This window comes from Microbulbifer epialgicus, from assembly GCF_041447265.1.
Lineage (GTDB): Bacteria > Pseudomonadota > Gammaproteobacteria > Pseudomonadales > Cellvibrionaceae > Microbulbifer > Microbulbifer epialgicus.
Map to the genome: position 1 here is coordinate 89,273 of NZ_JBGMEK010000004.1, position 22,760 is coordinate 112,032.

23 protein-coding genes are annotated in these 22,760 nt (G+C 49.5%); 7 read left to right on the top strand and 16 right to left on the bottom strand.

The features are described from left to right. Nucleotides 1-5: 5 nt before the first annotated feature. On the top strand, nt 6-509 hold the full coding sequence (locus ACCI49_RS03425; RefSeq protein ID WP_371837578.1) for a GNAT family N-acetyltransferase: 504 nt from the start codon (nt 6-8) through the stop codon (nt 507-509). A 180-nt stretch (nt 510-689) separates the two neighbouring features. On the opposite strand, the gene ung is transcribed toward ACCI49_RS03425, so the two are convergent. From ung to ACCI49_RS03455, 6 genes are all read right to left on the bottom strand, one after another. Further along, nucleotides 690-1,412 (bottom strand): uracil-DNA glycosylase, encoded by a 723-nt coding sequence (gene ung, locus ACCI49_RS03430; protein WP_371837579.1) that lies wholly within the window; start codon nt 1,410-1,412, stop codon nt 690-692. A gap of 2 nt (nt 1,413-1,414) precedes the next feature. Then, a complete protein-coding gene (locus tag ACCI49_RS03435; RefSeq protein ID WP_371837580.1) occupies nt 1,415-2,005 on the bottom strand; it encodes a uracil-DNA glycosylase family protein in 591 nt (196 codons plus the stop codon). Then, entirely contained in the window at nt 2,006-2,944 is a 939-nt protein-coding gene (locus ACCI49_RS03440; protein WP_371837581.1) for an esterase-like activity of phytase family protein, read from the bottom strand. A 453-nt stretch (nt 2,945-3,397) separates the two neighbouring features. Beyond that, nucleotides 3,398-4,333, bottom strand: a complete 936-nt coding sequence (locus ACCI49_RS03445; protein WP_371837582.1) for an esterase-like activity of phytase family protein — start codon at nt 4,331-4,333, stop codon at nt 3,398-3,400. Nucleotides 4,334-4,344: 11 nt separating this feature from the next. After that, nucleotides 4,345-4,827 (bottom strand): YajQ family cyclic di-GMP-binding protein, encoded by a 483-nt coding sequence (locus ACCI49_RS03450; RefSeq protein ID WP_371837583.1) that lies wholly within the window; start codon nt 4,825-4,827, stop codon nt 4,345-4,347. 14 nt (nt 4,828-4,841) lie between these two features. Further along, nucleotides 4,842-5,378 carry a YaeQ family protein gene (locus tag ACCI49_RS03455; RefSeq protein WP_371837584.1) on the bottom strand — a complete coding sequence of 179 codons (537 nt, stop codon included), beginning with the start codon at nt 5,376-5,378 and terminating at the stop codon, nt 4,842-4,844. A gap of 86 nt (nt 5,379-5,464) precedes the next feature. Between ACCI49_RS03455 and ACCI49_RS03460 the strand changes: the two genes are divergently transcribed. The 6 genes from ACCI49_RS03460 (at nt 5,465) to ACCI49_RS03485 (ending at nt 12,013) form a co-directional block, all read left to right on the top strand. Further along, nucleotides 5,465-6,079, top strand: a complete 615-nt coding sequence (locus tag ACCI49_RS03460; protein WP_371837585.1) for a LemA family protein — start codon at nt 5,465-5,467, stop codon at nt 6,077-6,079. Nucleotides 6,080-6,097: 18 nt separating this feature from the next. Continuing rightward, the gene (locus ACCI49_RS03465; protein ID WP_371837586.1) at nt 6,098-6,859 is read left to right on the top strand and encodes a TPM domain-containing protein; all 762 of its coding nucleotides are present in this window, start codon (nt 6,098-6,100) and stop codon (nt 6,857-6,859) included. Further along, nucleotides 6,859-7,470, top strand: a complete 612-nt coding sequence (locus tag ACCI49_RS03470; protein WP_371837587.1) for a TPM domain-containing protein — start codon at nt 6,859-6,861, stop codon at nt 7,468-7,470. The genes ACCI49_RS03465 and ACCI49_RS03470 overlap by 1 nt, the downstream gene beginning before the upstream one ends. Before the next feature lie 152 nt (nt 7,471-7,622). Further along, nucleotides 7,623-8,834 carry a guanitoxin biosynthesis MBL fold metallo-hydrolase GntH gene (gntH, locus tag ACCI49_RS03475; protein ID WP_371837588.1) on the top strand — a complete coding sequence of 404 codons (1,212 nt, stop codon included), beginning with the start codon at nt 7,623-7,625 and terminating at the stop codon, nt 8,832-8,834. 147 nt (nt 8,835-8,981) lie between these two features. After that, nucleotides 8,982-10,691, top strand: a complete 1,710-nt coding sequence (locus ACCI49_RS03480) for a hypothetical protein (RefSeq protein WP_371837589.1) — start codon at nt 8,982-8,984, stop codon at nt 10,689-10,691. Nucleotides 10,692-11,263: 572 nt separating this feature from the next. Beyond that, the gene (locus tag ACCI49_RS03485; protein ID WP_371837590.1) at nt 11,264-12,013 is read left to right on the top strand and encodes a HupE/UreJ family protein; all 750 of its coding nucleotides are present in this window, start codon (nt 11,264-11,266) and stop codon (nt 12,011-12,013) included. A gap of 156 nt (nt 12,014-12,169) precedes the next feature. Here ACCI49_RS03485 and ACCI49_RS03490 read toward each other — a convergent pair whose 3' ends face one another. The 10 genes from ACCI49_RS03490 to ACCI49_RS03535 all read right to left on the bottom strand — a co-directional run bounded on the left by ACCI49_RS03490 (nt 12,170) and on the right by ACCI49_RS03535 (nt 22,687). Next, nucleotides 12,170-12,301 (bottom strand): bacteriocin, encoded by a 132-nt coding sequence (locus tag ACCI49_RS03490; protein WP_371837591.1) that lies wholly within the window; start codon nt 12,299-12,301, stop codon nt 12,170-12,172. 41 nt (nt 12,302-12,342) lie between these two features. Continuing rightward, nucleotides 12,343-14,487, bottom strand: a complete 2,145-nt coding sequence (locus tag ACCI49_RS03495; RefSeq protein ID WP_371837592.1) for a peptidase domain-containing ABC transporter — start codon at nt 14,485-14,487, stop codon at nt 12,343-12,345. Continuing rightward, nucleotides 14,487-15,734 (bottom strand): beta-barrel domain-containing protein, encoded by a 1,248-nt coding sequence (locus tag ACCI49_RS03500; RefSeq protein WP_371837593.1) that lies wholly within the window; start codon nt 15,732-15,734, stop codon nt 14,487-14,489. Before ACCI49_RS03500 ends, ACCI49_RS03495 begins: the two co-directional genes overlap by 1 nt. A 542-nt stretch (nt 15,735-16,276) precedes the next feature. After that, the gene (locus tag ACCI49_RS03505) at nt 16,277-17,188 is read right to left on the bottom strand and encodes a hypothetical protein (RefSeq protein WP_371837594.1); all 912 of its coding nucleotides are present in this window, start codon (nt 17,186-17,188) and stop codon (nt 16,277-16,279) included. Between the two features lie 252 nt (nt 17,189-17,440). Then, nucleotides 17,441-18,925 carry a lysine--tRNA ligase gene (gene lysS / locus ACCI49_RS03510; protein ID WP_371837595.1) on the bottom strand — a complete coding sequence of 495 codons (1,485 nt, stop codon included), beginning with the start codon at nt 18,923-18,925 and terminating at the stop codon, nt 17,441-17,443. Nucleotides 18,926-18,996: 71 nt separating this feature from the next. Further along, nucleotides 18,997-20,092, bottom strand: a protein-coding gene (prfB, locus tag ACCI49_RS03515; protein WP_371837596.1) for a peptide chain release factor 2 whose coding sequence is annotated in 2 segments (ribosomal slippage) — nt 18,997-20,019 and nt 20,021-20,092 — 1,095 coding nt in all. Because the reading frame shifts where the segments join, the coding sequence is not laid out codon by codon here. A gap of 100 nt (nt 20,093-20,192) precedes the next feature. Further along, on the bottom strand, nt 20,193-20,588 hold the full coding sequence (locus ACCI49_RS03520; RefSeq protein ID WP_371837597.1) for a MerR family transcriptional regulator: 396 nt from the start codon (nt 20,586-20,588) through the stop codon (nt 20,193-20,195). Nucleotides 20,589-20,651: 63 nt separating this feature from the next. After that, the gene (locus tag ACCI49_RS03525) at nt 20,652-21,104 is read right to left on the bottom strand and encodes a hypothetical protein (RefSeq protein ID WP_371837598.1); all 453 of its coding nucleotides are present in this window, start codon (nt 21,102-21,104) and stop codon (nt 20,652-20,654) included. A gap of 33 nt (nt 21,105-21,137) precedes the next feature. Further along, nucleotides 21,138-21,767 carry a LysE family translocator gene (locus ACCI49_RS03530; protein ID WP_371837599.1) on the bottom strand — a complete coding sequence of 210 codons (630 nt, stop codon included), beginning with the start codon at nt 21,765-21,767 and terminating at the stop codon, nt 21,138-21,140. Between the two features lie 8 nt (nt 21,768-21,775). Further along, complete coding sequence (locus ACCI49_RS03535) at nt 21,776-22,687, bottom strand: DMT family transporter (RefSeq protein ID WP_371837600.1); 912 nt, start codon at nt 22,685-22,687, stop codon at nt 21,776-21,778. Nucleotides 22,688-22,760: the final 73 nt, after the last annotated feature.

Sequence of the window (22,760 nt, forward strand, 5' to 3'; positions counted from 1 at the left end):
AGAATATGATACCTACAATAGAAACAGAGCGACTCAGATTAACCCCTCCTAATAGTAACTGCTTTGATGTTTATGAGCGTTTTTACACAGATTTAGAAGCATCCAGAATGTATGGTGGCCCAATAGACAGAGAGCGGGTTTGGTCTAGATTAAAAGCCGATCTTGGATCGTGGCACTTACTAGGTTTTGGTGTCTGGGCAATCCAGTTAAAGTCGGATAACAGCTATGTTGGGACCTGTGGGTTCTGGCAAGGGAAAGACTGGCCGAAAGAGCTTACATGGTGGGTGATACCTGAGGCCCGCGGGCAAGGTATTGCCACAGAGGCCTCCAAAGCCACTTTGCTACATGCATATAACAAATTTAAATGGGTAAAAGTTGAAACCTATATGAATGATGAAAATATTGCCGCACACTCTGTGGTTAAGAAACTTGGAGGGAATAAAACCGGACGGCGAAAATTTAATGACGGGTTAAGTAGAGATGTATATGAACTGCCCAAACCATCTTGAGGTGCAATTTAATGACCACCTCAATAAATCGCGCTTATCGGCAATTTATTGAGGTATTTTAATTCAAAGCGCGCAGGATAACTGCTAAAGCTTCACAATATTTCTGGAATCACGGCCAAGCCCCATAAAACTCCAAACCTAAGAACCTTTTTATAAAAATTAGAGAAATTACGGTTACTATTAAAGCTCTACCGCAACCCTCTCCAGCCTGCTCACCTCAGGCAATGCCCACTCAATCGGTTTTTTGCCGCGCTGCTGCAACCAGTGGTTGACCTGAGAAAAAGGCCGGGTACCAAAAAAGCCACGATGAGCAGAGAGAGGGGATGGATGGGGTGCGCGTAGCACCAGGTGTTTGTTGCGATCGATAAAACCGCCTTTCTTTTGTGCATAGCTGCCCCACAGAACAAACACAAGACCTTCACGCTGCTCTGCCAGTTTATGGATAGCGGCATCGGTAAACTGCTCCCAACCGCGGCCCTGGTGAGCGCCGGCCTTACTGTCTTCTACAGTCAGGGTGGCGTTGAGCAGCAGCACACCCTGCTCTGCCCAGGGCTGTAGGCAACCGTGGTGGGCGGGAACAATACCCATATCTGAATACAGTTCCTTATAGATATTCTGCAGCGATGGCGGGATACGCACACCGGGCATCACGGAAAAGCAGAGGCCGTGGGCTTGGCCGGGGCCATGATAGGGGTCCTGCCCCAGAATCACCACTTTTACCTGGTCAAAGGGTGTCGAGTTAAAAGCATTGAAAATTTGCCCGCCGGCTGGGTAAATCCGCTTGCCGGCCTCTTTTTCTCCCCGTAAGAACTGACGCAATTGAGCCATATAGGGCTGGTTGAACTCCTCTTCCAATACATCGTACCAGGAGGGGTGAATCTTGATATTATCCGGAACCGGCATGGTTAAACCTTGAGTATTTTCTGTACTTGTCTTCTCAGTTCCGGCACCACCTCTTCCTCAAACCAGGGCCTGCGGCGCAACCATAGGGTATTGCGCGGACTGGGGTGTGGTAAAGGGAAGTAGCGGGCCGGCAGGGCGTCGCGGTAGTGGCGCACATTCTCCGTGATACTGCCATACCAATGCGGCAAATAGTAACGCTGGGCGTATTGTCCCACTAACAGAGTAAGTTGCAAGTTGGGCAGCTGTGCCAGCAGACGCTTGTGCCAGGTGGCAGCGCATTCAGGGCGCGGAGGTAAGTCTCCACCTTTGCCTCGACCGGGATAGCAAAAGCCCATGGGGATAATGGCGATCTCGGATTCATCGTAGAAGGTTTGCCTATCGATCGACAGCCAGTCGCGAAGGCGGTCACCAGAGGGGTCATTCCAGGGAATACTGGTTGCGTGGACCTTGGTACCCGGTGCTTGGCCTACGATCAGCAAACGCGCTGACTCTGCTGCACGCAGAACCGGGTTAGGTCCCAATGGCAGGTGCTCCTCACACAGGCGACAGGCGCGCACCTCCTCAAGCAGCGCCGGTAATTTCTTCCCTGCCACCTATTGGTCATCCTCTGGCAGGGACAAGTGCAGCAATAGCGCACGGCGGTCTTGAGGGTCTTGAGCTCGGCTAATATTGTCGTTATCGAACACAATAAAAATGCCCTGCTCTCCAACGACAAGCCCATCGCCCTTACCCCCAATCTGGGTCGCTTCGTACTCAAGCTCAGACGACTCCTCAAATGCTCGGTAATCAAGACACCACTCCGCTTTGAGGCTTGGCAACTCCCTTCGACACACTGCGTAGGCATTGGGTTCCAAGGTAAACAGGGCTCCGTCATAATAATCGAGACCCGCTAGATTTTCGGATTCTCCACGAAAGTCCAACCCTGTAACTGGCGGCGGTGTATAGGTCTGCACACTCCCTTTTGGTCCCAGCTTTACCAAGCCACGAGGATCGCGCTCCAAAGCCACCCAAAAATCATCACCAACTTTTACTAACCCCACACCGGAGAGGTTATATCCTTGCATGTAACCCTGGGCCCTGGCCGTAGTTGACCATAAATTCTCCAGCCAGCGGCCCTTGCCCTCCCTATCCACTTCGGCAATACGATTGTAACGCTCGCTCAGTATATATATAGTATTATCTGTGCAGCTGATTCCCTCAAAATCCATTGCAGCTGCCGGGCGAGTTAAATCCAAAATAAAATGCCAAAAATTTTTAGGTTTATCTTTCTTCGGGACCCTCAGTCCTGAAAGTTTTAAATAGGGCTCCAGCTTAGCGCGCATTCCCTCCAACTTAATCGTATAGACTTCTTCAGATTCCTTATCGGAAACCGTAAGCAGTTTGCCGTCACAAAAACTCAAACCGGAAAGACTCAATCCCGCACTACCATCCACCCAGTAATGCATCACTTTCTTGGCGGGAATAATTTCAGTTGCCAACGCTATAGATGACAGCAGTATTCCAGTAACCCCAAAGAAAATACACTTAGTCACGGTGAATCCAGCTCGTCATGGAAGTTATTAAACTGTGGGGAGCAATCTGACTTATGAGGTTTTAATACCGGGGACCTCCCTCTTTAGCCCCCAAAAAAAACCGAAAATATAAGGCAATGTTAAAAATCACCTGCTGTTCAGCATAGTTGCCCCGGCTCTTGTCGACAATACATACATTGATATCGAAAATTGATACTTTGGAGGTTACTCAAGCCTCATCACTATAGTACTAATAATACTGGGAATAATGGTGATCAGGGATTGGCCATGATAGATCTTGGTACCCGGGCGCAAACAAGGCGTGGATGTCGATTAGGAGCTTATAGGGATGTCTTCACAGCGCGTCTAGAGTACAGTGTACTCTTTCCTTCTGGCCCAGTAGTACATATCACACGGCGAAAGACAACTAATGTCTCCAACGGCGCAATGATCTCCCATTAATCTATCAAATACCTATTGAGAATGATCGGGGAAAGCTAAGTGTAGTAACAATGCGCGCTTATCCTCCGGGGCCTGGGCACGGCCTACATTATTGTTATCGAGCACCACGAAAATGCCCTGCTCGTTGACCGCCAATCCTTCTCCCTTACCGTATCGAGTCTCTTCATATACTCGATCTGGGGATTCCTCCAGTGCGCGATAATCCAGGCACCATTCCGCTTTTAAGCTTGGTAGGACTCTGCGACACACCGCATGGGCGTTGCGCTCCAGAGTAAAGAGAGCGCCATCGTAATAATCCAGCCCGGTCAGGTCTTTAGAGCGGCCGCTAAAATCTAAACCAGCCACCGGCGGTATAGTAAACAACCTCACCTTTCCACTTGGACTCAACTTTAGCAAGCCACGAGGTTCGCGCTCCATAGCCACCCAGAAGGTATCGCCAGCCTTTACCAAGCCCTCGCTAGAAGCATTGGTTTTTTGCAAATAGCCTTGTGATTTCGCAATAGCTGACCAAGGGTGCTTCTGCCAGTTCGCGCCGCCCTGGTCATCCACAACGACAATGCGGTTATAGTGCTCGCTCACAAGGTAGATGGTGTTTCCATCACAGCTCACCCCTTCAAAATCCAACTCATCCGCAGGACGGAAGAGTTCTTTAAAGGCCATCCAAAGGCTCTCAGGCTCGTCACGCTCCGGCACACCCAGCCCACTCAGCTGGAGATAGGACACCAGATCTGCCCCCCTACCCTGGAACTGTAGCGAATAAACCTCTCCAGAATTCTTATCGGAAACCGCCAGCAGATTGTCAGCGCAAAAGCTTAAACCGGAAATATCCAGGCCCGCACTGTTATCCACCCAATAGCTGGCCAGTAATTTGGCCGGACTAATTTCTGCTGCCATCACTAATGGCGAAAGGAACATGCATACAAAACTGAAGAGAGAATGTTTAATCACTAAAAAACCAATCAATCACGAAAGTTATTGAACTGCAGTGGCTGCTCCAGCTCCTTGCCGCGGAGCAAAGCGATTACCTGCTGCAAGTCATCACGTTTTTTGCCGGTAACCCGCACCTGATCACCCTGAATAGCCGCCTGCACCTTGAGCTTCTCGTCTTTGATCATCTTAACGATTTTTTTTGAGAGTTCTTTGTCGAGACCATTTTTCAGGGTCACCCCAACCTTGACCTGTTTGCCGGACTGCTCTTTTTCGCCAACATCCATGGCTAGCGGATCAATATCACACTTGATCAGGGCCCCACGCAGCATGTCCACCATCTGGTCAACTTGCATGTCTACCTCAGCGCGAACCACTAGTGAGAATTCACTCATCTCAACTTCCGCATCCACGCCCTTGAAGTCAAAGCGATTAGTTACTGTGCGATTTACCTGGTCTACCGCATTATTTAACTGGTGCTTATCCACCTCAGATACAATGTCAAAAGAAGGCATTAAGTTTTCTGCTCCTATTTCCAGATTTCCGGAGTAATCTCCGTATTGCTATTATCATCAACCAGCCAAATATGGCCATCCTGAATAGTGATACTGATATCCATATTGCGCTCAGCCATCGCCGCCATCTTTTCTGTGGTATCGGCAGCCAAATGATAAACCTCGAGGTTCTCGAAACGTGTGAGCTGGCTCTGTATTTTCTGCCACCATACCGGTGCTGTGCGCCGCCCGTAACTGTACACCAGAACCCGCTCAGCTCGGTTGCAGGCCTTGCGCAGACGCTCCTCAGTGGGAAGGCCCACTTCTATCCAGAGGTCAATTTCACCACTAAGGCTTATCTGCCAGAGGTCGGCCTCCGTATCAGAAGACAACCCTCGGGTGAACTCTAACGAGTCTGCAGCATTGTGGGCAAAGGCTAGCAAGCGTACCATCAACCGTTCATCCGTTTCCGACGGGTGACGCGCCAAAGTCAGCTGGTGCTCAGCATAGTAGTCCCGATCCATATCGGCAATTTGTACTCTGGCTTTAAAAATTGTTGCTTTTAGTGCCATTTCGGCTCCATCTCTATGCCACCCTAAGCACTGTGGATAAGGCGGACTATTCTTGGTTGGTTCACGAGAGAATATGGATATTCCGCATGACCTATCCTACTGGCAGCAGCTTACCGATCCGGCATTGCACCTTGCTATGCCTTCTGGCAACCCTTCTCGGCGGCTGCGGTGTCAATAATATTCCCACATACGACGAACAGGTAAAGGCAACCTGGGCCCAAGTGGAAAACCAATACCAGCGCCGTGCAGATTTGGTGCCCAACCTGGTAAAAACCGTACAAGCCTATGCAGGACACGAACGGGAAACGCTGCAGGCCGTTACAGAGGCCCGTGCCAAAGTCAGTTCCATGCAGTTGGACAGCAACCTGCTCAACGACCCAGCCAAGCTCCAACAGTTTGAAGCTGCCCAGTCCCAACTAACCAGCGCCCTAGCCCGATTGATGCTGGTGGTGGAACGCTACCCAGGCCTCAAGGCAAATCAAAACTTCCTCAGCCTACAATCTCAATTAGAGGGCACCGAGAACCGCATCAGTGTGGCGCGGCGGGATTATATCCAAGCCGTGCAGCGCTACAACCGGGAAATTCGCACTTTTCCCGGTCGTATCTGGCACGCAATCCTGTACCGGGATATGCCGCTGCGTGAGACTTTCGAGGCTACCAGTGAAGGGGCAGAGAAAGCCCCGGAGGTAAACTTTCAATAGCCCGGCCACGACTATTCCATGATTCGTCTCGCTCTCGCCATCCCCGCCGTCATGGCACTGCTTTTACCCGCAGTGTTGTGGGCGGATATTCAGCTCCCGCCTCTATCTGGGCGGGTGGTGGACAGGGCCAAATTACTCCCTGCAGATGAGCAGTACCAACTGACTGAACAGATCCAGAAATATGAATCGGAGAGCAGCAATCAGCTGGTGGTCGCAACACTGCCGGAACTGCAGGGTATCACTATTGAAGAGTACGCTAATCAACTGGCCCGCCACTGGAAGTTAGGCCAAAAGGACAAGAACAACGGGATATTATTTTTGGTAGCGCCTAAAGAACGAAAGGTCCGTATTGAGGTTGGCTACGGTCTTGAAGGTGTCCTGACCGATGCCCTTGCCGCCAATATTATCCAAACCAAAGTTCTGCCGGAATTTCGAAGCGGCGATATTGCCGGGGGGATTAACGCTGGCGTGCAATCCATTATCGCAGCCACTAAGAATGAGTATGTGGCCGAGCCAGTGGAGAGTAAAAAAGATCGGCGTCTAGCATTTCTAGCTGGCCTGTTCCTGATATTGGTTATGCTGCACCTGTTCGGCACATCGGTACTCAGCTCCCCAGTGCATGGACGCGCCTATAAACGAGGTCGCTTTGGAGGCTATTATGGCACCGGTGGCTTTGGCAGAGGCCATTCTGGTGGTGGCCGTGCTGGCGGCAGCTCCGGTGGTGGATTTAGCGGTGGCGGCGGGGGCTTTGGCGGCGGCGGCGCTTCAGGAGGATGGTGATGCTCAGCAATAGTTATCAACGCCAAGTGGCCGAGGCAATCAAGAAAGTTGAATCCCACACTGATGCTGAGATAATGGCGATCGTCGCGCGAGAAGCGGACAACTATCTGTATATATCCACCCTATGGGCCGCCTTCCTGGCAATTCTATTTTCCCCCCTACTACAATTCCTGCCCTGGTGGATCAGTTTCCAGCAGGCATTTGTACTGCAATGGTTAATTTTTATTGCACTGGCGATTTTTTTTCGCTGGCGACCGCTCACTATGAAACTGGTCCCCAAAAAAATAAAATACTGGCGTGCATCAAATCTGGCGCGGCGGCAATTTCTGGAACAGGAATTACACACGACTAAAGACCGCTTGGGCCTGTTAATTTTTGTGTGCGAGGCAGAACACTATGTGGAAATACTAGCCGATCGCGGATTGGCCCAACATATTACCAACGATAACTGGCAGATTATTATCGAAAGTTTTATCCGAGAGATAAAAAAAGGCAAGGCTGGTGAAGCCCTTCTAATGTGTATTGCACAATGTGGAGAACTATTAAAAGAGGTGGCCCCCACTACTTCAGTGAAAAATGAACTTCCCAATCATCTGATATTGCTCGACTAAGGACTAGTTATTCAATCAAATCTAGTATGCGCTAGATTTATGCGCCACAGTGAAGACTTGTATCAACACCTTCGACTAAGCTCCCCTTGGTTACATCCAAATTGCCGCCGCCAAACTTAACCTAAAACTCCCAGCAAATAAATAGATAAACCATGCCAGTCACTCGCTATTCCAAGTGTTACTTGCTAATCACGATATATATACTCGCGCTTTTCGAAATCGGATACGCCTGGGCACAAGGTACCCCTCCAAAAAATACGACATCCGTCATTCGCGATGTCTATTTTCCCGGCACAGAAGAATTAAAAGACGATGAAATGCGTGTCACTGCGTGCGGCACTGGTATGCCATCACCACACCCTAAACAGGCCGCAGCCTGTTTTCTGGTCGAACTGGGAAATGGTGATAAATTTATATTTGATATTGGCACTGGCTCGGTGGAACAATTATCTGTATTGCGAATACCTTTCGACAAATTGGATAAAGTATTTATCGGCCATCTGCACAGCGATCATATTGGCGACCTGGACGCATTATGGGTAGGTGGAGCCATCAGTAACCGGCAAGTAAAACTACGGGTCTGGGGCCCTAATAGTACCAAGCCAGAATGGGGCACAGCCTATGCCGTTGAACACATGAAGAAATATCTCGCCTGGGATTGGGCGTCGCGTCAGGGCAATATAAATACCAAAGGTCTGAAGATTGAAGTTAATGAATTTGATTACAAAGGGATCAATCAGGTTATCCATCAGGAAAATGGGGTAACTATTCGCTCTATTCCCGCTGTACATGCACTAGATGGACCTGTCAGCTACATCCTTGAGTGGAACGGACTCAAATTCGCCTTTTCCAGCGACACTTACCCAAACAAATGGTGGCTCGAATACACCAAAGACTCCGACCTAGCAATTCACGAGTATTTTATTTCACCAATCCAGCTAGTAACCAAGATGCACTTCCCTCCGGTGGACGCAGTAAATGTCGGCACTCAGGTTCATACCGCCCCTACAATGTTTGGCAAAGTCATGAGCACAATTAAGCCGAAGCTGGCGGTGGCTTACCATTTCTATATTGACTTCGATACGGCACCGGAGGTCTTGAAACAAATACGTTCCACCTACCTAGGGCCTCTATCATTGGCCACTGACTATATGGTTTGGAATATCACCAAGAATGACATTGTCACCAGAATGGCTGTGGTCAATGAGGATGCCTGGCCTCTACCTTCTCTCACAAAAAAGTTGTCGGCGGACCCAGCTAACAAAATCGGATTCACACCCTTTATCTCCGATGGCAAGGTCATTTACCAAAAATTAATCGACCAAATATACCAAAAGTCAATGAGGCTTTTGGTACTGATTTAGAGCCACCCGACTAATCCCATTCAATTTAACTTCTGTTTCCGGAAAATTTCACAACCTCAACCCCCAACCAAAATGATAAAAATTAAACTATCAAAAGCAGGATTCATAAAGGCAATTAAGGCTCTACTGGGAATATTTTTCTATGCTTTGATTACCCCTTTCACCTATGCTGACTTTATCAGCCTCACCGGCGCGGAAACCGCACCGAATATTGCTGAAATTGAAATTGAAGACGAGCAACTGCAAATAACCTTAGAAATATCCACTGAGGATGCCGCAAAATTCTGGCCAAAAATCCCCCCTGCAAAAAGCATCTATGAGCTGGCATTAGCTGCTAAAAATCACGGTGATATAGCCCTCAAAGTGCATTCACCAAAGGGAGAAGTCAAACCCACTATAATTTCTATTCGCATCGCAGAAAGAAAACCCAGGAACTCTCCCTTTGCTGGGAAAATTGATCCTCGTACAGGAATTAGAATGCCAGACCTGCCAAGCGACAAATTAATATTACTGGCTAGCGTAGCCTATCCAATTCAAGGGGTAAAACGTCTGGAGATTCACCCTCCGCTAGATAACGATGGGGTAGCTTCAGTCACGATAGGCTTTACCAGCCGACACGGGAGCACCCCGGTAAGTAGCTTTCACTACTTATCTCAACCTGAATCTCTCAAAATAGACTGGAAAGACCCTTGGAATACCCGTTTTGACAATCAGAATATTAGCCGTCACAACCGATATCCATTGAGATCCTTTCTCTATGTGGAACCCCGCCAAGTTCGCCACGAAATACTGTTGCGCCCAAGGGATCTACTACAATGGACCCAAAAAAAATTCGATGCCTGGCAACCATTGACCGCAGAAAAACGGGAATTTCTTCGCCGTACCACACTGGAATACTTGAAAAATAAAAACCCCACCACGATCGACAAAGAGAAATCCCAACCAATTAGAACCGAAACCGTATTCCTTAAGGCTAACAACAAAGGCTACGCAGAAATAACTGAAGGCGAATCGATAGAGATTGGCTCGCTGTTTATTGGTTACCGGGAGACATTTCACATCAAAGGGCTGCCTCAAAACGTCACTATCGATTGGAATATTTTTACCAAATCCATAAATTCGGTACCTACTCTTATCCAGGATCCAGCCGGCCCCTTCCCCACACATGTTGTACCTGACTTCCCCGATATCCAGTGGCACAACTATTTATATGACTATCGCGCGCCCAACAGTGATCCCGTTCCAATAGAGACCCCTAGCGCCATAATCCCAATGGCAGTCCTATTCTCCTTTTGCCTTGGTATTTTCTTTATACTGACATTGCGAACCAAGAAAGTAGAGACCAAAAACAAACACCCTATTTTGTTTTACGGCATTGTGCTTATCGGTGCGGGAGTTATCTACTACGCACTTCCCGGAGAGTTGCGCATCCCCCTGCCCGGAACCATTAACAAAAAAGAGCTAGGTAAAATAACCGAAACACTCTTGGTGCGTTTAGCCGCTGCTTATGAGGAGCCGCAAGCTGAAGAGCTGGAAATCCAGCTTGCCAAGCTTATCAGTGGCGATACATTTGAAAATACCATTATCAACCTTTCCCAGATTTACCAACCATTAACCGTCAGTGGCAGCCTGGGCTCAATGAAGTCTATTAGCAATCTGGAAATCGAACATGCCGATCAAGTTCTCGTTAATGGAGATAGAGCATTCAGACTCATTAGTAGATGGCAGGCCGTTATTGAAGACTACAGTTGGGGGCATGTGGAGCAGAAACCAAGAAAAATGCGTGCAAGTATTGAAATTATCCAGTCAAACAACTACTGGAAAATTTCCGCATTCACCCCCCTTTCCGTACGCTAAATCAAATAGAGTAAAAATTACCATGAAATTTGCTTTTATTCCATTTTTCGCTTCTTAACCCTCACTCTTGCATTTACCCTATTTACTGCTATCCCTTATAGCGAAGCACACTTACTGCTCAACTTAAATGTACGAATTATACACATAGAACACACCGCCGCCGGTATCAATCTCTATATGAGGTTACCCCTCCCCTACCTACTAGCCAACAAGACCCGGCAATCTACAGATCCTTATACAGGAAAACTGCCTCCACCCGCCCCATACACTAGCAATTCGCTGGAGTAGGGTAGGCTGGTCCACTACGTAGATTTCAAGAAAGTAGATTCTAACATCAATGGACTCGGTTTAATGGCATAAGGTGCCACACACCTATTGGGCGCCAGGCGATACAGGGTCATGTGAAGGGAGTCCGATTATACGCGATCGGTTTGGAACCCGGCTTTGCCGCTTTAAATGAAGCTCGTCCGGCATCCTCCCTAGCCTCTTATTCTTCTTAAATACATCAAAAGCCTCTCTACGTTGGAGATACATTAGTAGATATTCAACTCTTTTACCCACTGGGCGAGTCATTGGAGCAGTACTCGATTTCCAGCTCTCTCGCTCCAGGACTTCCCGATCAGAAAAATACTGCAAACTTAATCCTGGATTACCGCCCAGGGAAAACTCAGGTTTTCCGTTCCCGCGGGTTACTGCAGAACCCACTAATAATCACACACTCAAATCTAGATGCGATAAAAATTTTTCTCAGAGAGGGTGTAACCCATATCTTGGAGGGGATAGATCATGTACTTTTCGTACTTTGTCTTACTCTGGGCGCCTTTACATTACCACTACTTTTGTGGCGCGCCACCGGCTTTACTATCGGCCATAGCATAAGTCTGACTGCCGTTTTTTTTGGAATGATACCAACCGCCTCCTGGTTTACCCCCTTGATTGAATTAGGGATAGCCATTTCCATTATTTATATTGCTTTGCTAGCCACCCGTAAGAGCACTCTGGATAGTAGCGGGAGTAAGCATACGATTTTTCTCGGGATCTGTATGCTCGGGCTTCTACATGGGCTTGGTTTTTCCTTCGTGCTTCACGAAATACTCAAGATAAATTCTCCAAATATCTGGCAGAGTCTGCTGGCATTTAACCTGGAAGTAGAAGTGGGACAAACATTGATTGTTATCACCGTTTGGCCAATAATTCACTTGGCACGACGGTGGCATAAATCCACGGAACTCCGCCTCCGCTACTCAATTTCTGCTATATGCGCAGCCATTGCCTGCATCTGGACACTGAATAGGGGTTACGAGTTCGTTAACGAAATTTGATTGCCAGCAACCCCTATTACATCAATAAATATCAGTGCAAGGGAGCCACAATAAAGAATCCATGCTGACCAGTGGTCGACAACGGCACATCCTTGTGCCGCATTATCCCGTTAACTTATTAGCTTACCGGGTTAATAATTTCCCTAGAAGAACACATTAGGTATCTATATTTTCACTGGTAACAACATTATTACCATCCCTATTTACAACCTCTTTGATAAGCTCAAGGATTTTTTTAATAAGACCGCCATTTACCTCTTGCATCTCTTTAACAGTTAACTCTTTCATAACTAAATTCCTATAATTAAATTAGAGATAGTTCCGCTAGGTTATGCACCTCCAGAAAATGCACTGGATAAATCAATCCGCCTCCCTGCGGATTTGACCGTCTCCGGTCTATGGGCAACCAGAACCCGGGTTATAGCGAGCCGCTTAATGTGGTCGTTGACCAGGGACTCACCCACCACATCCAGGTGGCTGGTTGCTTCATCCATGAACAGGATACGTGGAGCACGGTAAAGCGCGCGCGCCAGCATAATTCTTTGCTTTTGTCCGCCACTGAGGCTGGCACCCATATCTCCAACAAGGGTATTGTACTGCATTGGCATACGTATTATTTCTTCATGAATACAGGCCACCTGTGCGCAGCGGATAATATTCTGAGTATCCACCTTTGACTCAAAATAGGCGATATTGTCACTAATAGTACCTGCGAGTAATTGATCGTCTTGCATAACACCAGCAATCTGGCTGCGGTAGTGATTTAGCTGCTTTAAGGGCTGACCATCAATAAAAATACTCCCCTCCGTAGGCTCCAATAAACCCATAAGGCACTTCAACAAGGTTGTCTTACCACAACCGCTAGGGCCAACAATGGCAACCGTCTCGCCAGGCTCTATAGTGAAACTCAAATTCTGAAAAGCTGGAGCCTCCGCCTCTCCATATTGAAAGCTGAGATTGCACACTTCAATTTTACCTTGCAGGGGCTCAATCTGATCAATATCTGTTGATCGGCCAGCAGAGCCACCGGATACCTCGGCCTTTGTAAATACAATATCAGACAAACGATCCAAGTGTAAGCCAAGCATTTTCAGCTCTATCCACTTTGCAATTAATGTATCCATGGACTGAACAAAGCGGTTTTTGTAGCTCATAAAGGCATAGAGCATACCGACAGTAATAATATTCTCCATTACTGCAATCGCCGCAAAATAAATCACCAGCAGATTTTCCAAGCCAAACAACAGACGATTAGCAGTGCTGTAACCTATATTCCAGCGGGTGATACGAATTTCCTTGTTAATGGTATCAATGAGGCGATTATGCCACTGGCTCTGACGATCATTTTCACGCTGAAATAATTTTATCGTCTGGATGGCACGCACCGATTCCATAAAGTGCGAGTCATGTTTTGCCTGGGCAACAATTTCCTCCTCAGTTAAAAGTCGCAACGGGCGATATAACAGTAATCGCAGGATGGCATAGAGTGCTACCGCCAGTAGAACAATCAAAGTTAATTTCGCATCGTAAAAGAACATGGCAGCAAGTGTGACCACCCCCATTATTCCGTCCACTACCGCAGCTACCAGACCGGTGGTAAGTAGCTCTCGCACTTTATTCAGGGAACCAAACCGAGAGACTACATCACCCATATGGCGGGTGGAGAAATAACTCATCGGCAAACGAATAAGATGGCGAAAAAGGTTCGCAGCCATTTGCACATTGAGTCGACTGGAGACATGCAGGATCACCCACTCCCTTAAGGCATTAGTACCGGCCTGTATCACCAATAACAAACCAAAGCCTAGAGCCAATACCAGCAGCAGGTTGTCATCGCTTCGCAGGATTACATCATCCACCACTGTTTGCATATAGAAAGGCGCTACCACAGCAAATAATTGCAACAACAATGCCAATACCAGTACCTGACCCAGACTACGCTTTAGCCCACGAATACCCGACCAGAAATGACGGAGATTAAGGTACTGACGATCCTCCCCCGGCTTAAATTCACTCGTTGGCAATAATTCCAGCGCGACCCCAGTAAAGTGCTGAGCAAAATCCTCCAGTGCCAGCACCCGCTCCCCTACGGCGGGATCATGAATGGTGATCCTATTGCGATGCACGGATTTTAGTACTACAAAATGATTCATATCCCAGTGCAATACACAGGGAAGTTGCAATTCTTCCAGATCCTCAATTTCCAGCCGTAACCCACGACCGGCCAAGCACAAACGACCGGCCATATCCACCAGGGTCTTGAGATTGGTTCCGTGGCTGGAAATATGAAAGCGGCGACGCAGACTGGTAAGGTCGGTATCATAACCATGAAATCCAGCAATCATCGCCAAGCATACCAACCCACACTCAGCTGCCTCTGTCTGCAAAATTACCGGTAAATGGCGACGTGAGGAAAAGTTCAGGTGAGTTTCCGGCCGCTCATGATTAACCAACGACTGGGCACTGGGTTCCATTACAGCCGCCCCTTCAAACTATAAATAGGCTCGAGTAGCCACTCCAGTAAGCTTCGCTCCGATAACTCCACATCGGCAGACAATGTCATACCAGGCTTGAGAGGAAACTGCCTCCCATAAGCATTGACAGATGACGCAGCCAACTCGGCGGTCACCTTGAAAACTGGCTCGTTCACTACAATCGGTACATGATGCAACTCATCGGGTAGAAGTACAGTGTCGGACACTTCCATCAAAGTGCCAGAATAGAGACCAAATTTCTGGTAGGGAAAAGCATCGTAGCGTATTTTCACTGACTGGCCTGCACTGAGAAAACCCGCAGAGCGCACTGATACCAGCAACTGTGCTGTGAGCGCGTGCCCCTCCGGTACCAGGGATAAAACCGGAATATGGGATTGTGTCTGCTGCCCCTCAGTCGCCAGCAGATTGCTGACCACCCCCGTGCGTGAAGCCTTCACGATATAGGCCCGCTGGCCATGCAGTTTGGCTATCTGCTGAGCAAGATCCGACAAACGCACACGCAACTGATCACTACTATTGGCGTATTCTTCAGGAACCAGTAGACGGTTTCTTTCGAGCTGCTCAATCTGATTGCGCAAATTGACTCGGCTTCGCGCGAGCTCCTGGCGATCAATATACAGCTCTAACTCTTGGGCAACTACCACATCCAGCTCTGACGAAGAAATATGTCCATCTTGCTCTAGAAGGCGATATCGCTCTACCTGCTCCGCCACCAATGCATAATGTCTCGCTTGCAATTCAATCTGCTTTTCGAGCAGTCCCAAGTCCGCCCTACTGGCGCCAATACGCTGATCAATATCATATAATTGTTGACGATAAATATTGTCACCACGCTCCAACTGCATATTGACTAACTTTTTTTGACTCTCGTACTCCGTCAACAATAAAGACTCGAGATTTTTCCCATCAGCCAATATACGATCACCGTTCACCACAAATAACGGTTGGTCCTTAATTACACGCTCACCTTCTCGTACTAGAATCTGCTTAATAATACCCGAGCGTTCAGCATAAACTCGTACAAGTCCCGAAGTCGGCTCTAGCCAACCAGATACACTCTCTTTGCGGGCATAACTGCTTATGGACAGCCAGATGAAGACGATAACTACCCAAGTTAACAGCAATATCAAAATAATGGTGTGCGAAAACCGCGGCAGGAGCAAAATCTCACCGTGCAGGCCGTTTACTTGTCTTTCAATAACTTGCTGGCGAAATAATCCTGCCACCACAATTTCCTTATTGCGGGTTAATTATTTGACGGTTTGATTTTTATCTTTCCACAACAAGGATGTCAACGGGATTAAGTTAAAAATATTATAACCACCGTTCCAAAACCATCAAAAACAACTATTGGTAAAGTAAAAAAATTACAAGAAAACAAGAGACGCAAAAAAGCTACACTCATATACGGCAGGTACTGCCCCACCAAAGTCCCAAACAACCCAAATGTTAAATACTTTTATCGACCCACCTTTTTCGAAACATTGAATCATTAATCTCACACCAGGGCAACTCACTCACTGTCGCCCTCCATAAAAAAACTACTAAAAGCGCGCTAGCTTTCTCGATCAGCGCCCATTTTCATAAAAGTAAAGATTCACCAAGGAAATCCTACTCTTAAACGAGATTAAAATTAAGCATTTAATAGGCTAGTGGCAGAATATGTCCCAGTTCCATACATTATAGGGATGCGGACTGAAGAACCACTTCTAATAGAAGTTTTAAGTTTATGAAGCCCTTTCAACAACGGGAAACAAAATGTTAATGTTTACCAGCGCCATGTGACCGCAATATAAGGCCCATGTTGGTCAATATCGTAGGCAAACTTCCCGTCTGAAAGTCTGCTTGAATAATCAATACTGTAGTACTGATAGCCAAAACGCAGGGATGTGGTTTCCCAAGCACGCCAATCCAATCCAATCAACAGATTCCACTGTAAATCATCGCCGCCAGCGCCAAAACCACCAATTTCAGTTCGCGCTCCCAGCATCAGGCAGTCACTCACCGCAACCCCCACCCTGGTGCCCACGGTGGGCTCCCACCAACTATCCCGCCCTCCTAGACGGTTGCTCACTGTTGGCATCCGGGCAATATCAACTCCCACCCTCGCTTCCACTTCCTGCTTGATACGGTTCCAGCGCGCGCCAACACCAATATCCCAGAAATAGCGACGTCCACTATGGGGGAAGCGCCCTTCCAGTAAACGATAAACACCAAAGACAGCAACCCAGCCCTGGCGGGTATCCGCATCAACATCAATGTTGATATCAATGTTCAAATCTGGGTTACGTGGTGGGCGAATCGTAGCGCCCTCTTTTAACCTGAGATTTACGTAGTAGAGATCTGAGACGAGGCCGAAACGCCCTCTCCAGGCTTCCAGTCGCGCAGAAAAAGCAACATTTAACAGCTCAAGGGTTTTCTTTAAATTTAGATCCACATCTACCGTGGTACCGGCCACCGTCGACTGCCCCTTGGTACGCAGGGGTAAAAACAAGTAAGGAGTAATGGCAATACGCCAATCGCTTGCAACTAGTGAAGCTGTATCTCGAGCAGCTGAGTGGCTCCCAGGCTCTTCCGGCTTGGAGGGATGATTATCAGGCTCTGTCTGAGCCAATAACACACAGTTAGACAGTAGCATTACCAAGCACAAGAGTATTTTCGCTACACCTTTCCTTGCCATCCAGTTTGCTCCTCTCTGAGCCATCTGTGAAGGCCTGATTCTGCGGCTCCTGCGCACTGGCTAATCATTCAAGAATAGATGGCTACGCCTAACCCCATAGCACTGGAGCGGCATTTAACATCAGAGAAACTTAGATTTCGGCATAGGAATAGCCGGTTCAGGGAATGGCACTACGAGAAGTGCCGCCGTGCTACTAATTAGCCCGGCGATCAAGCGCGCTGAAACCAGCGCGCGGTGCTAAGTCATTGTCGCTCAATCATTCGCTTCCGGGCGCATATGCGGGAACAAAAGCACGTCACGGATAGACGGAGAGTTGGTAAACAGCATTACCAGGCGGTCGATACCGATACCTTCACCAGCGGTGGGCGGCAGGCCGTATTCCAGCGCGCGGATATAGTCTGCATCGTAGTGCATAGCTTCGTCGTCACCAGCATCTTTCTCCGCCACCTGAGCCTTAAAACGCTCAGCCTGGTCTTCGGCGTCGTTCAGCTCGGAGAAACCATTGGCAATCTCGCGGCCGCCAACGAAGAATTCAAAGCGGTCGGTGACAAACGGATTGTCATCATTGCGACGGGCCAACGGAGATACTTCGGTTGGGTACTCGGTGATAAAGGTCGGCTGGTCGAGACGGTGCTCTACGGTCTTCTCAAAGATCTCGATCTGTACCTTGCCCAGGCCCCAGCTGTCTTTCAGCGGGATATCCAGTTTCTCTGCAACGGTACGAGCGGATTCGATATTGTCGATATCGGCCGCGATCAGTTCCGGATTGTAGTGCAGGATGGAGTCGAACACAGACAAACGCGCGAACGGCTTGGAGAAGTCGTAGCTGCTGTCCTGGTACTCCACAGTGGTGGAGCCCAGAACATCTTCACAGATACCGCGCAGCATCTTCTCGGTGAGATCCATTAGGTCGTTATAGTCCGCGTACGCCTGGTAGAACTCAAGCATGGTGAACTCGGGATTGTGGCGCGTGGACAGGCCCTCGTTGCGGAAGTTACGGTTGATTTCGTAAACCCGCTCAAAACCACCCACCACCAGACGTTTCAGGTACAGCTCCGGGGCAATACGCAGGTACATATCGATATCCAGCGCATTGTGGTGGGTGACGAACGGACGCGCGCTGGCACCACCGGGAATGACCTGCAGCATGGGAGTTTCCACTTCCATAAACTGCTGGCCGTTGAGGAAATCGCGTATGTACTCGATAACTTTGGAGCGCACGCGGAACACTTCGCGGGCCTCCGGCGTGGCGATCAGGTCCACGTAGCGCTGACGGTAACGCATTTCCTGATCGGCGATACCATGAAATTTTTCCGGCAGCGGGCGCAGCGCTTTGGTCAGCAGGCTGTACTCTTCACAATTTACGTAGAGATCGCCCTTACCGGATTTGTGCAAAGCGCCCTTTACGCCGACGATATCGCCGATATCCCAGGCACCGAAGCGCTCTTTAATATCTTTTTGTGCCGCTTTATCGGCGTACAGCTGGATGCGGTCAGACACATCCTGGATCACCATAAAGGGTCCGCGTTTAGCCAGGATTCGCCCCGCTACACACGCCCGTTTACCCAGTTCTTCCAGCTCCTCTTTCTGTTTATCGCCGAACTCTGCTTGCAGGTCGGCAGCGAGGTTCTCGCGGCGAAAACTGTTGGGGAAAGCATTGCCCTTCTCGCGCAGAGCGGAAAGCTTGGTGCGGCGCTCGGCGATCAGTTTGTTTTCGTCTTGCTGGATATCAGTCATGGTGATCTATCAGTTTTGTGATTGATATAGCCCCTCATCGACGAGGGGCGCGGTGAGAGTGGAGACCTAAATCAAAGGCCGGCTTTGAGGCTGGCTTCGATAAATTGGTCCAGGTCTCCGTCCAGTACTGCCTGGCAGTTGCTGGTCTGGACATTGGTGCGCAGGTCCTTGATACGCTGGTCGTCCAACACGTAGGAGCGGATCTGGCTGCCCCAACCGATGTCCGCCTTGCTGTCTTCCATGGCCTGCTTCTCGGCGTTGCGCTTGAGCATTTCCTGCTCGTACATTTTTGCGCGCAGCATTTTCCAGGCTTTATCGCGGTTCTGGTGCTGGGAGCGCTCGCTCTGGCACTGCACGACGATGCCGGACTCTGTGTGGGTCAAACGCACGGCAGAATCGGTTTTATTCACGTGCTGACCACCAGCGCCAGACGCGCGGTAGGTGTCTTCACGCACCTGGGATTTATCGATCTCAATCTCGATATTGTCATCGATTTCCGGCGAGACAAATACTGAGCTGAAAGAAGTGTGACGGCGGTTACCCGAATCAAACGGCGACTTGCGCACCAAGCGATGTACGCCGGTTTCTGTGCGCAGCCAGCCAAAAGCGTGGTCGCCGGCAAAATGTACGGTGGCACTCTTGATGCCGGCAACTTCACCTGCGGAAACCTCTTCCAGGGTGGCCTTGAAGCCGTGGGCTTCACCCCAGCGCAGGTACATACGCAAGATCATTTCCGCCCAGTCCTGGGCCTCGGTACCACCGGAGCCGGCCTGAATATCCAGATAGGCATTGTTCTCATCGTTCTCGCCGGAGAACATACGGCGGAATTCCAATACCCCCAACTGCTGCTGGAGACCTTCGATCTCAGCAGAGACCTCCCCTACGGAATCTTCATCATTTTCCTCGACAGCCATTTCCAGCAGTTCGCGGCAATCGGCAATGCCGGAGTCGAGGTTTTCGATGGTATTAACCACCGTTTCCAAGGAGGAGCGTTCGCGCCCCAGTTCCTGCGCGCGGTTGGGGTCGTCCCAAACGCTCGGCTCGGCCAGCTCCAGCTCTACTTCTGTAAGGCGCTCTTTCTTGCTGGCGTAGTCAAAGATACCCCCTAAGAACGTCGGTGCGCTCTTCGAGGTCTTTTAATTGATTGAGGAGGGGATTGATTTCCATGAACTTTCGGTGTCCGGACAAAATAAAAAGCGGCGCGCATTCTACCGCAGCGCGTGGGGGTCCTGCCAGTCAACTGGCACAGGGAAATCGACTGAGTAACCTAACCTGGAAACTGACCGGATAACTGGTCAAGGATTGCACACTCAGGTGAGTCGTTGCCAGCGCAACTTTCAACAAGTGCCAATAGGGTTGCACGCATTTCGAGTAGGTCTCGGAGTTGCTCTTCCAGTTGGGACAGCTTTTCACTGACCAGCAGCTTGGTTTCCCGGCTGCGCCTGTCGGGGGTGTCACGCAACTCCAGTAAAACCCGCACTTCCCCGGTAGAAAAACCGCTGACACGGGCCCTCTGGATAAAACGCAGGGTTTCCACATCACTTGCACTGTATTGGCGGTAACCATTCACCCCACGGCCGGGAACCAATAAACCAATCGCTTCGTAGTGACGCAGAGCTTTACTGCTGAGACCGGAGCTGCGGGCTGCCTGGGATATATTCACTGCTAATACCTAAACGATTCCAACAACAATGATTAACAGCAGCAAGCACTTTTTCGCTAAGCACTAAGCACTGTTATCGCGGCATGCGGAAAACTGGTATTGCATCTGCTCGGCGGGGTCGTAACCCAGCTCCAATGCCGCATCTAAAGCGTCCATTCCTATCAAGTGCAGCAGTATATCCCCCGTGGGGGCGCCACACACTGCTGGGTACATCCGGTCAGTACGCACGCCACAGCGGGATTCCTGCACCGCAATGCCATTCTCTCGCAACTTGGCCAAACTCTGTTGCAGTGTCATACCACCGCCCTCACACTGCTTACGGCCACTTTTGCGATAGACCCAAACCAACTCCCCCGGCCTCGGTGCGGGCGCGCTTGGTGTTACCTCCGGTTGGGTAGGCCCAGGGGTATTTTCAACCTGATTTTCCATTGCCTGCTCCTCCTTGGCACCGCCGCAAGCTGCCACGGCCACTACCAGGGTCAATGTAAGCAGCGCAGATAGCATTTTTTTTACCATCGAACTTCCTCCATAAAACGGTGACAGTCCAACTCAGGACAGTGCCAGCCAGACTCCCACCAGCAACATCAATGTACCGGAGATACGATCGATCAGGCGCACATTCTCAGCACGTTCCAGCAGGCGACTGAGTGCCTGACCACCTCCAGCGTAAATCAGCAAACACAGGGTTTCCAACAGCAGTATGGTAGCTAGCAGTACCGAGAGTTGCGGCGCCAGTGGTTTACTCTGGTTAATAAAGGGTGGCAATAGGGCAATGAAAAAAGCCCACCCTTTGGGATTGGCCACAGCGGTGACAAACCCCTGTACCATCAACGCTTTAGGCGAAGGCCGTACACGCATAGCCCCCCGGCCTCCGTCATCAATGGCGACCAATTGCCCTCGCGAGCGCCACATTTGCACGCCCATCCAGGCTAGATAAGCACCACCACAGTATTTGAAAACCTGAAATACTGTCGGGTACTGCGCCATCAGCACTGCAGCCCCAAGCACAGCAGCCAAAGCCACTAGGGCTACTCCCACCAGCTCGCCAATCATCATCCATAGCGTATGACGCACTCCCAGTGTAATTCCCAGGCTGAGTGCCAACATCATGCACAATCCCGGTGTTACCGAGGCAAAAAAGCTGGTTGGGACAAGAAGCGCGAGTACAGACAATTCCATTTTATTTCCTAGTGATGGGTACCGCTGTGGTTACCGTAATGGCTAACAAGCATTCCGGCCAACATAAGACCACACCCGACCAGCTCAGGGGCGTTCAACACTTCATTGAGGAATAGCCAGCCCGCGGTCAGGGCGAACACCGCCTCCAAACTCATAATCACCGTAGCGTGGGAAGGCGCCGCGTGGCGCTGGGCCAGCAATTGGAAAGTAAAGGCCAGTGCGGTTGAAAAAATCATCATATAGGCAATGGGCCAGGCTGCATCCACAGCCGACTGTATTGTAGCCTCTTCGGTGAAGAGTGACGCCAGGGCTGATAACAAGCCACATACCAGGAACTGGATGCAGGCGAGGCGCAGCGCATCGTAGCGCTTCACCAGGTGATCGGCCGACAATACCTGTATAGCGAACACAAAGGCACTGGCGAACACCATTAAGTCGCCGATTAGTTGCGACTCTTCACTAAAATCTGCCAGCCAATAGAGGCCGAACAGGGCAAGAGCAATACCCATCCAAGTCCAGCGATTAGTTTTATGCCCGAGGGACAAACCGATCACCGGCACCAATAGCAGGTAGAAACCGGTAATAAATCCGGCTCGACCTGCAGTTGTGTAGAGCAGGCTCACCTGCTGCAGCGCCGCACCGAGAAACAGCCAGAAACCGAGCACAGCACCGCCGGGCAAACAGGCCTTCCAACGATGATTACCGTGCTTGCCGCCCACTTCACCGGGCTGGGCGTCTCTGCGGGAAGATAACCAATAAACGATCGGCACCAAAATCAGGCCACCGAGAATAAAGCGCCATGCGTTAAATGCCAGCGGCTCAATATCCGCCATGGCTATCTTTTGCGGCACAAAGGCGATACCCCAGAACAGGGCAGCCAATAACAACAGGATTTCAGCCTGGACTTGTTTCCGTTTCACTTCTTCTACTTCCAACTACTTTTTTTTTTGCACAGTCGCGAGTACGCTCCCCGCACTTCGCGATTTTTGAAAA

Excerpts from the sequence above, each read along its gene's own strand:
- ACCI49_RS03425 (WP_371837578.1), top strand. The coding sequence starts at position 6 with ATGATACCTACAATAGAAACAGAGCGACTCAGATTAACCCCTCCTAAT.
- ung (WP_371837579.1), bottom strand. The coding sequence starts at position 1,412 with ATGCCGGTTCCGGATAATATCAAGATTCACCCCTCCTGGTACGATGTA.
- ACCI49_RS03450 (WP_371837583.1), bottom strand. The coding sequence starts at position 4,827 with ATGCCTTCTTTTGACATTGTATCTGAGGTGGATAAGCACCAGTTAAAT.
- ACCI49_RS03455 (WP_371837584.1), bottom strand. The coding sequence starts at position 5,378 with ATGGCACTAAAAGCAACAATTTTTAAAGCCAGAGTACAAATTGCCGAT.
- ACCI49_RS03460 (WP_371837585.1), top strand. The coding sequence starts at position 5,465 with ATGACCTATCCTACTGGCAGCAGCTTACCGATCCGGCATTGCACCTTG.
- ACCI49_RS03465 (WP_371837586.1), top strand. The coding sequence starts at position 6,098 with ATGATTCGTCTCGCTCTCGCCATCCCCGCCGTCATGGCACTGCTTTTA.
- ACCI49_RS03470 (WP_371837587.1), top strand. The coding sequence starts at position 6,859 with ATGCTCAGCAATAGTTATCAACGCCAAGTGGCCGAGGCAATCAAGAAA.
- gntH (WP_371837588.1), top strand. The coding sequence starts at position 7,623 with ATGCCAGTCACTCGCTATTCCAAGTGTTACTTGCTAATCACGATATAT.
- ACCI49_RS03490 (WP_371837591.1), bottom strand. The coding sequence starts at position 12,301 with ATGAAAGAGTTAACTGTTAAAGAGATGCAAGAGGTAAATGGCGGTCTT.
- ACCI49_RS03495 (WP_371837592.1), bottom strand. The coding sequence starts at position 14,487 with ATGGAACCCAGTGCCCAGTCGTTGGTTAATCATGAGCGGCCGGAAACT.
- ACCI49_RS03505 (WP_371837594.1), bottom strand. The coding sequence starts at position 17,188 with ATGGCAAGGAAAGGTGTAGCGAAAATACTCTTGTGCTTGGTAATGCTA.
- lysS (WP_371837595.1), bottom strand. The coding sequence starts at position 18,925 with ATGACTGATATCCAGCAAGACGAAAACAAACTGATCGCCGAGCGCCGC.
- ACCI49_RS03525 (WP_371837598.1), bottom strand. The coding sequence starts at position 21,104 with ATGGTAAAAAAAATGCTATCTGCGCTGCTTACATTGACCCTGGTAGTG.
- ACCI49_RS03530 (WP_371837599.1), bottom strand. The coding sequence starts at position 21,767 with ATGGAATTGTCTGTACTCGCGCTTCTTGTCCCAACCAGCTTTTTTGCC.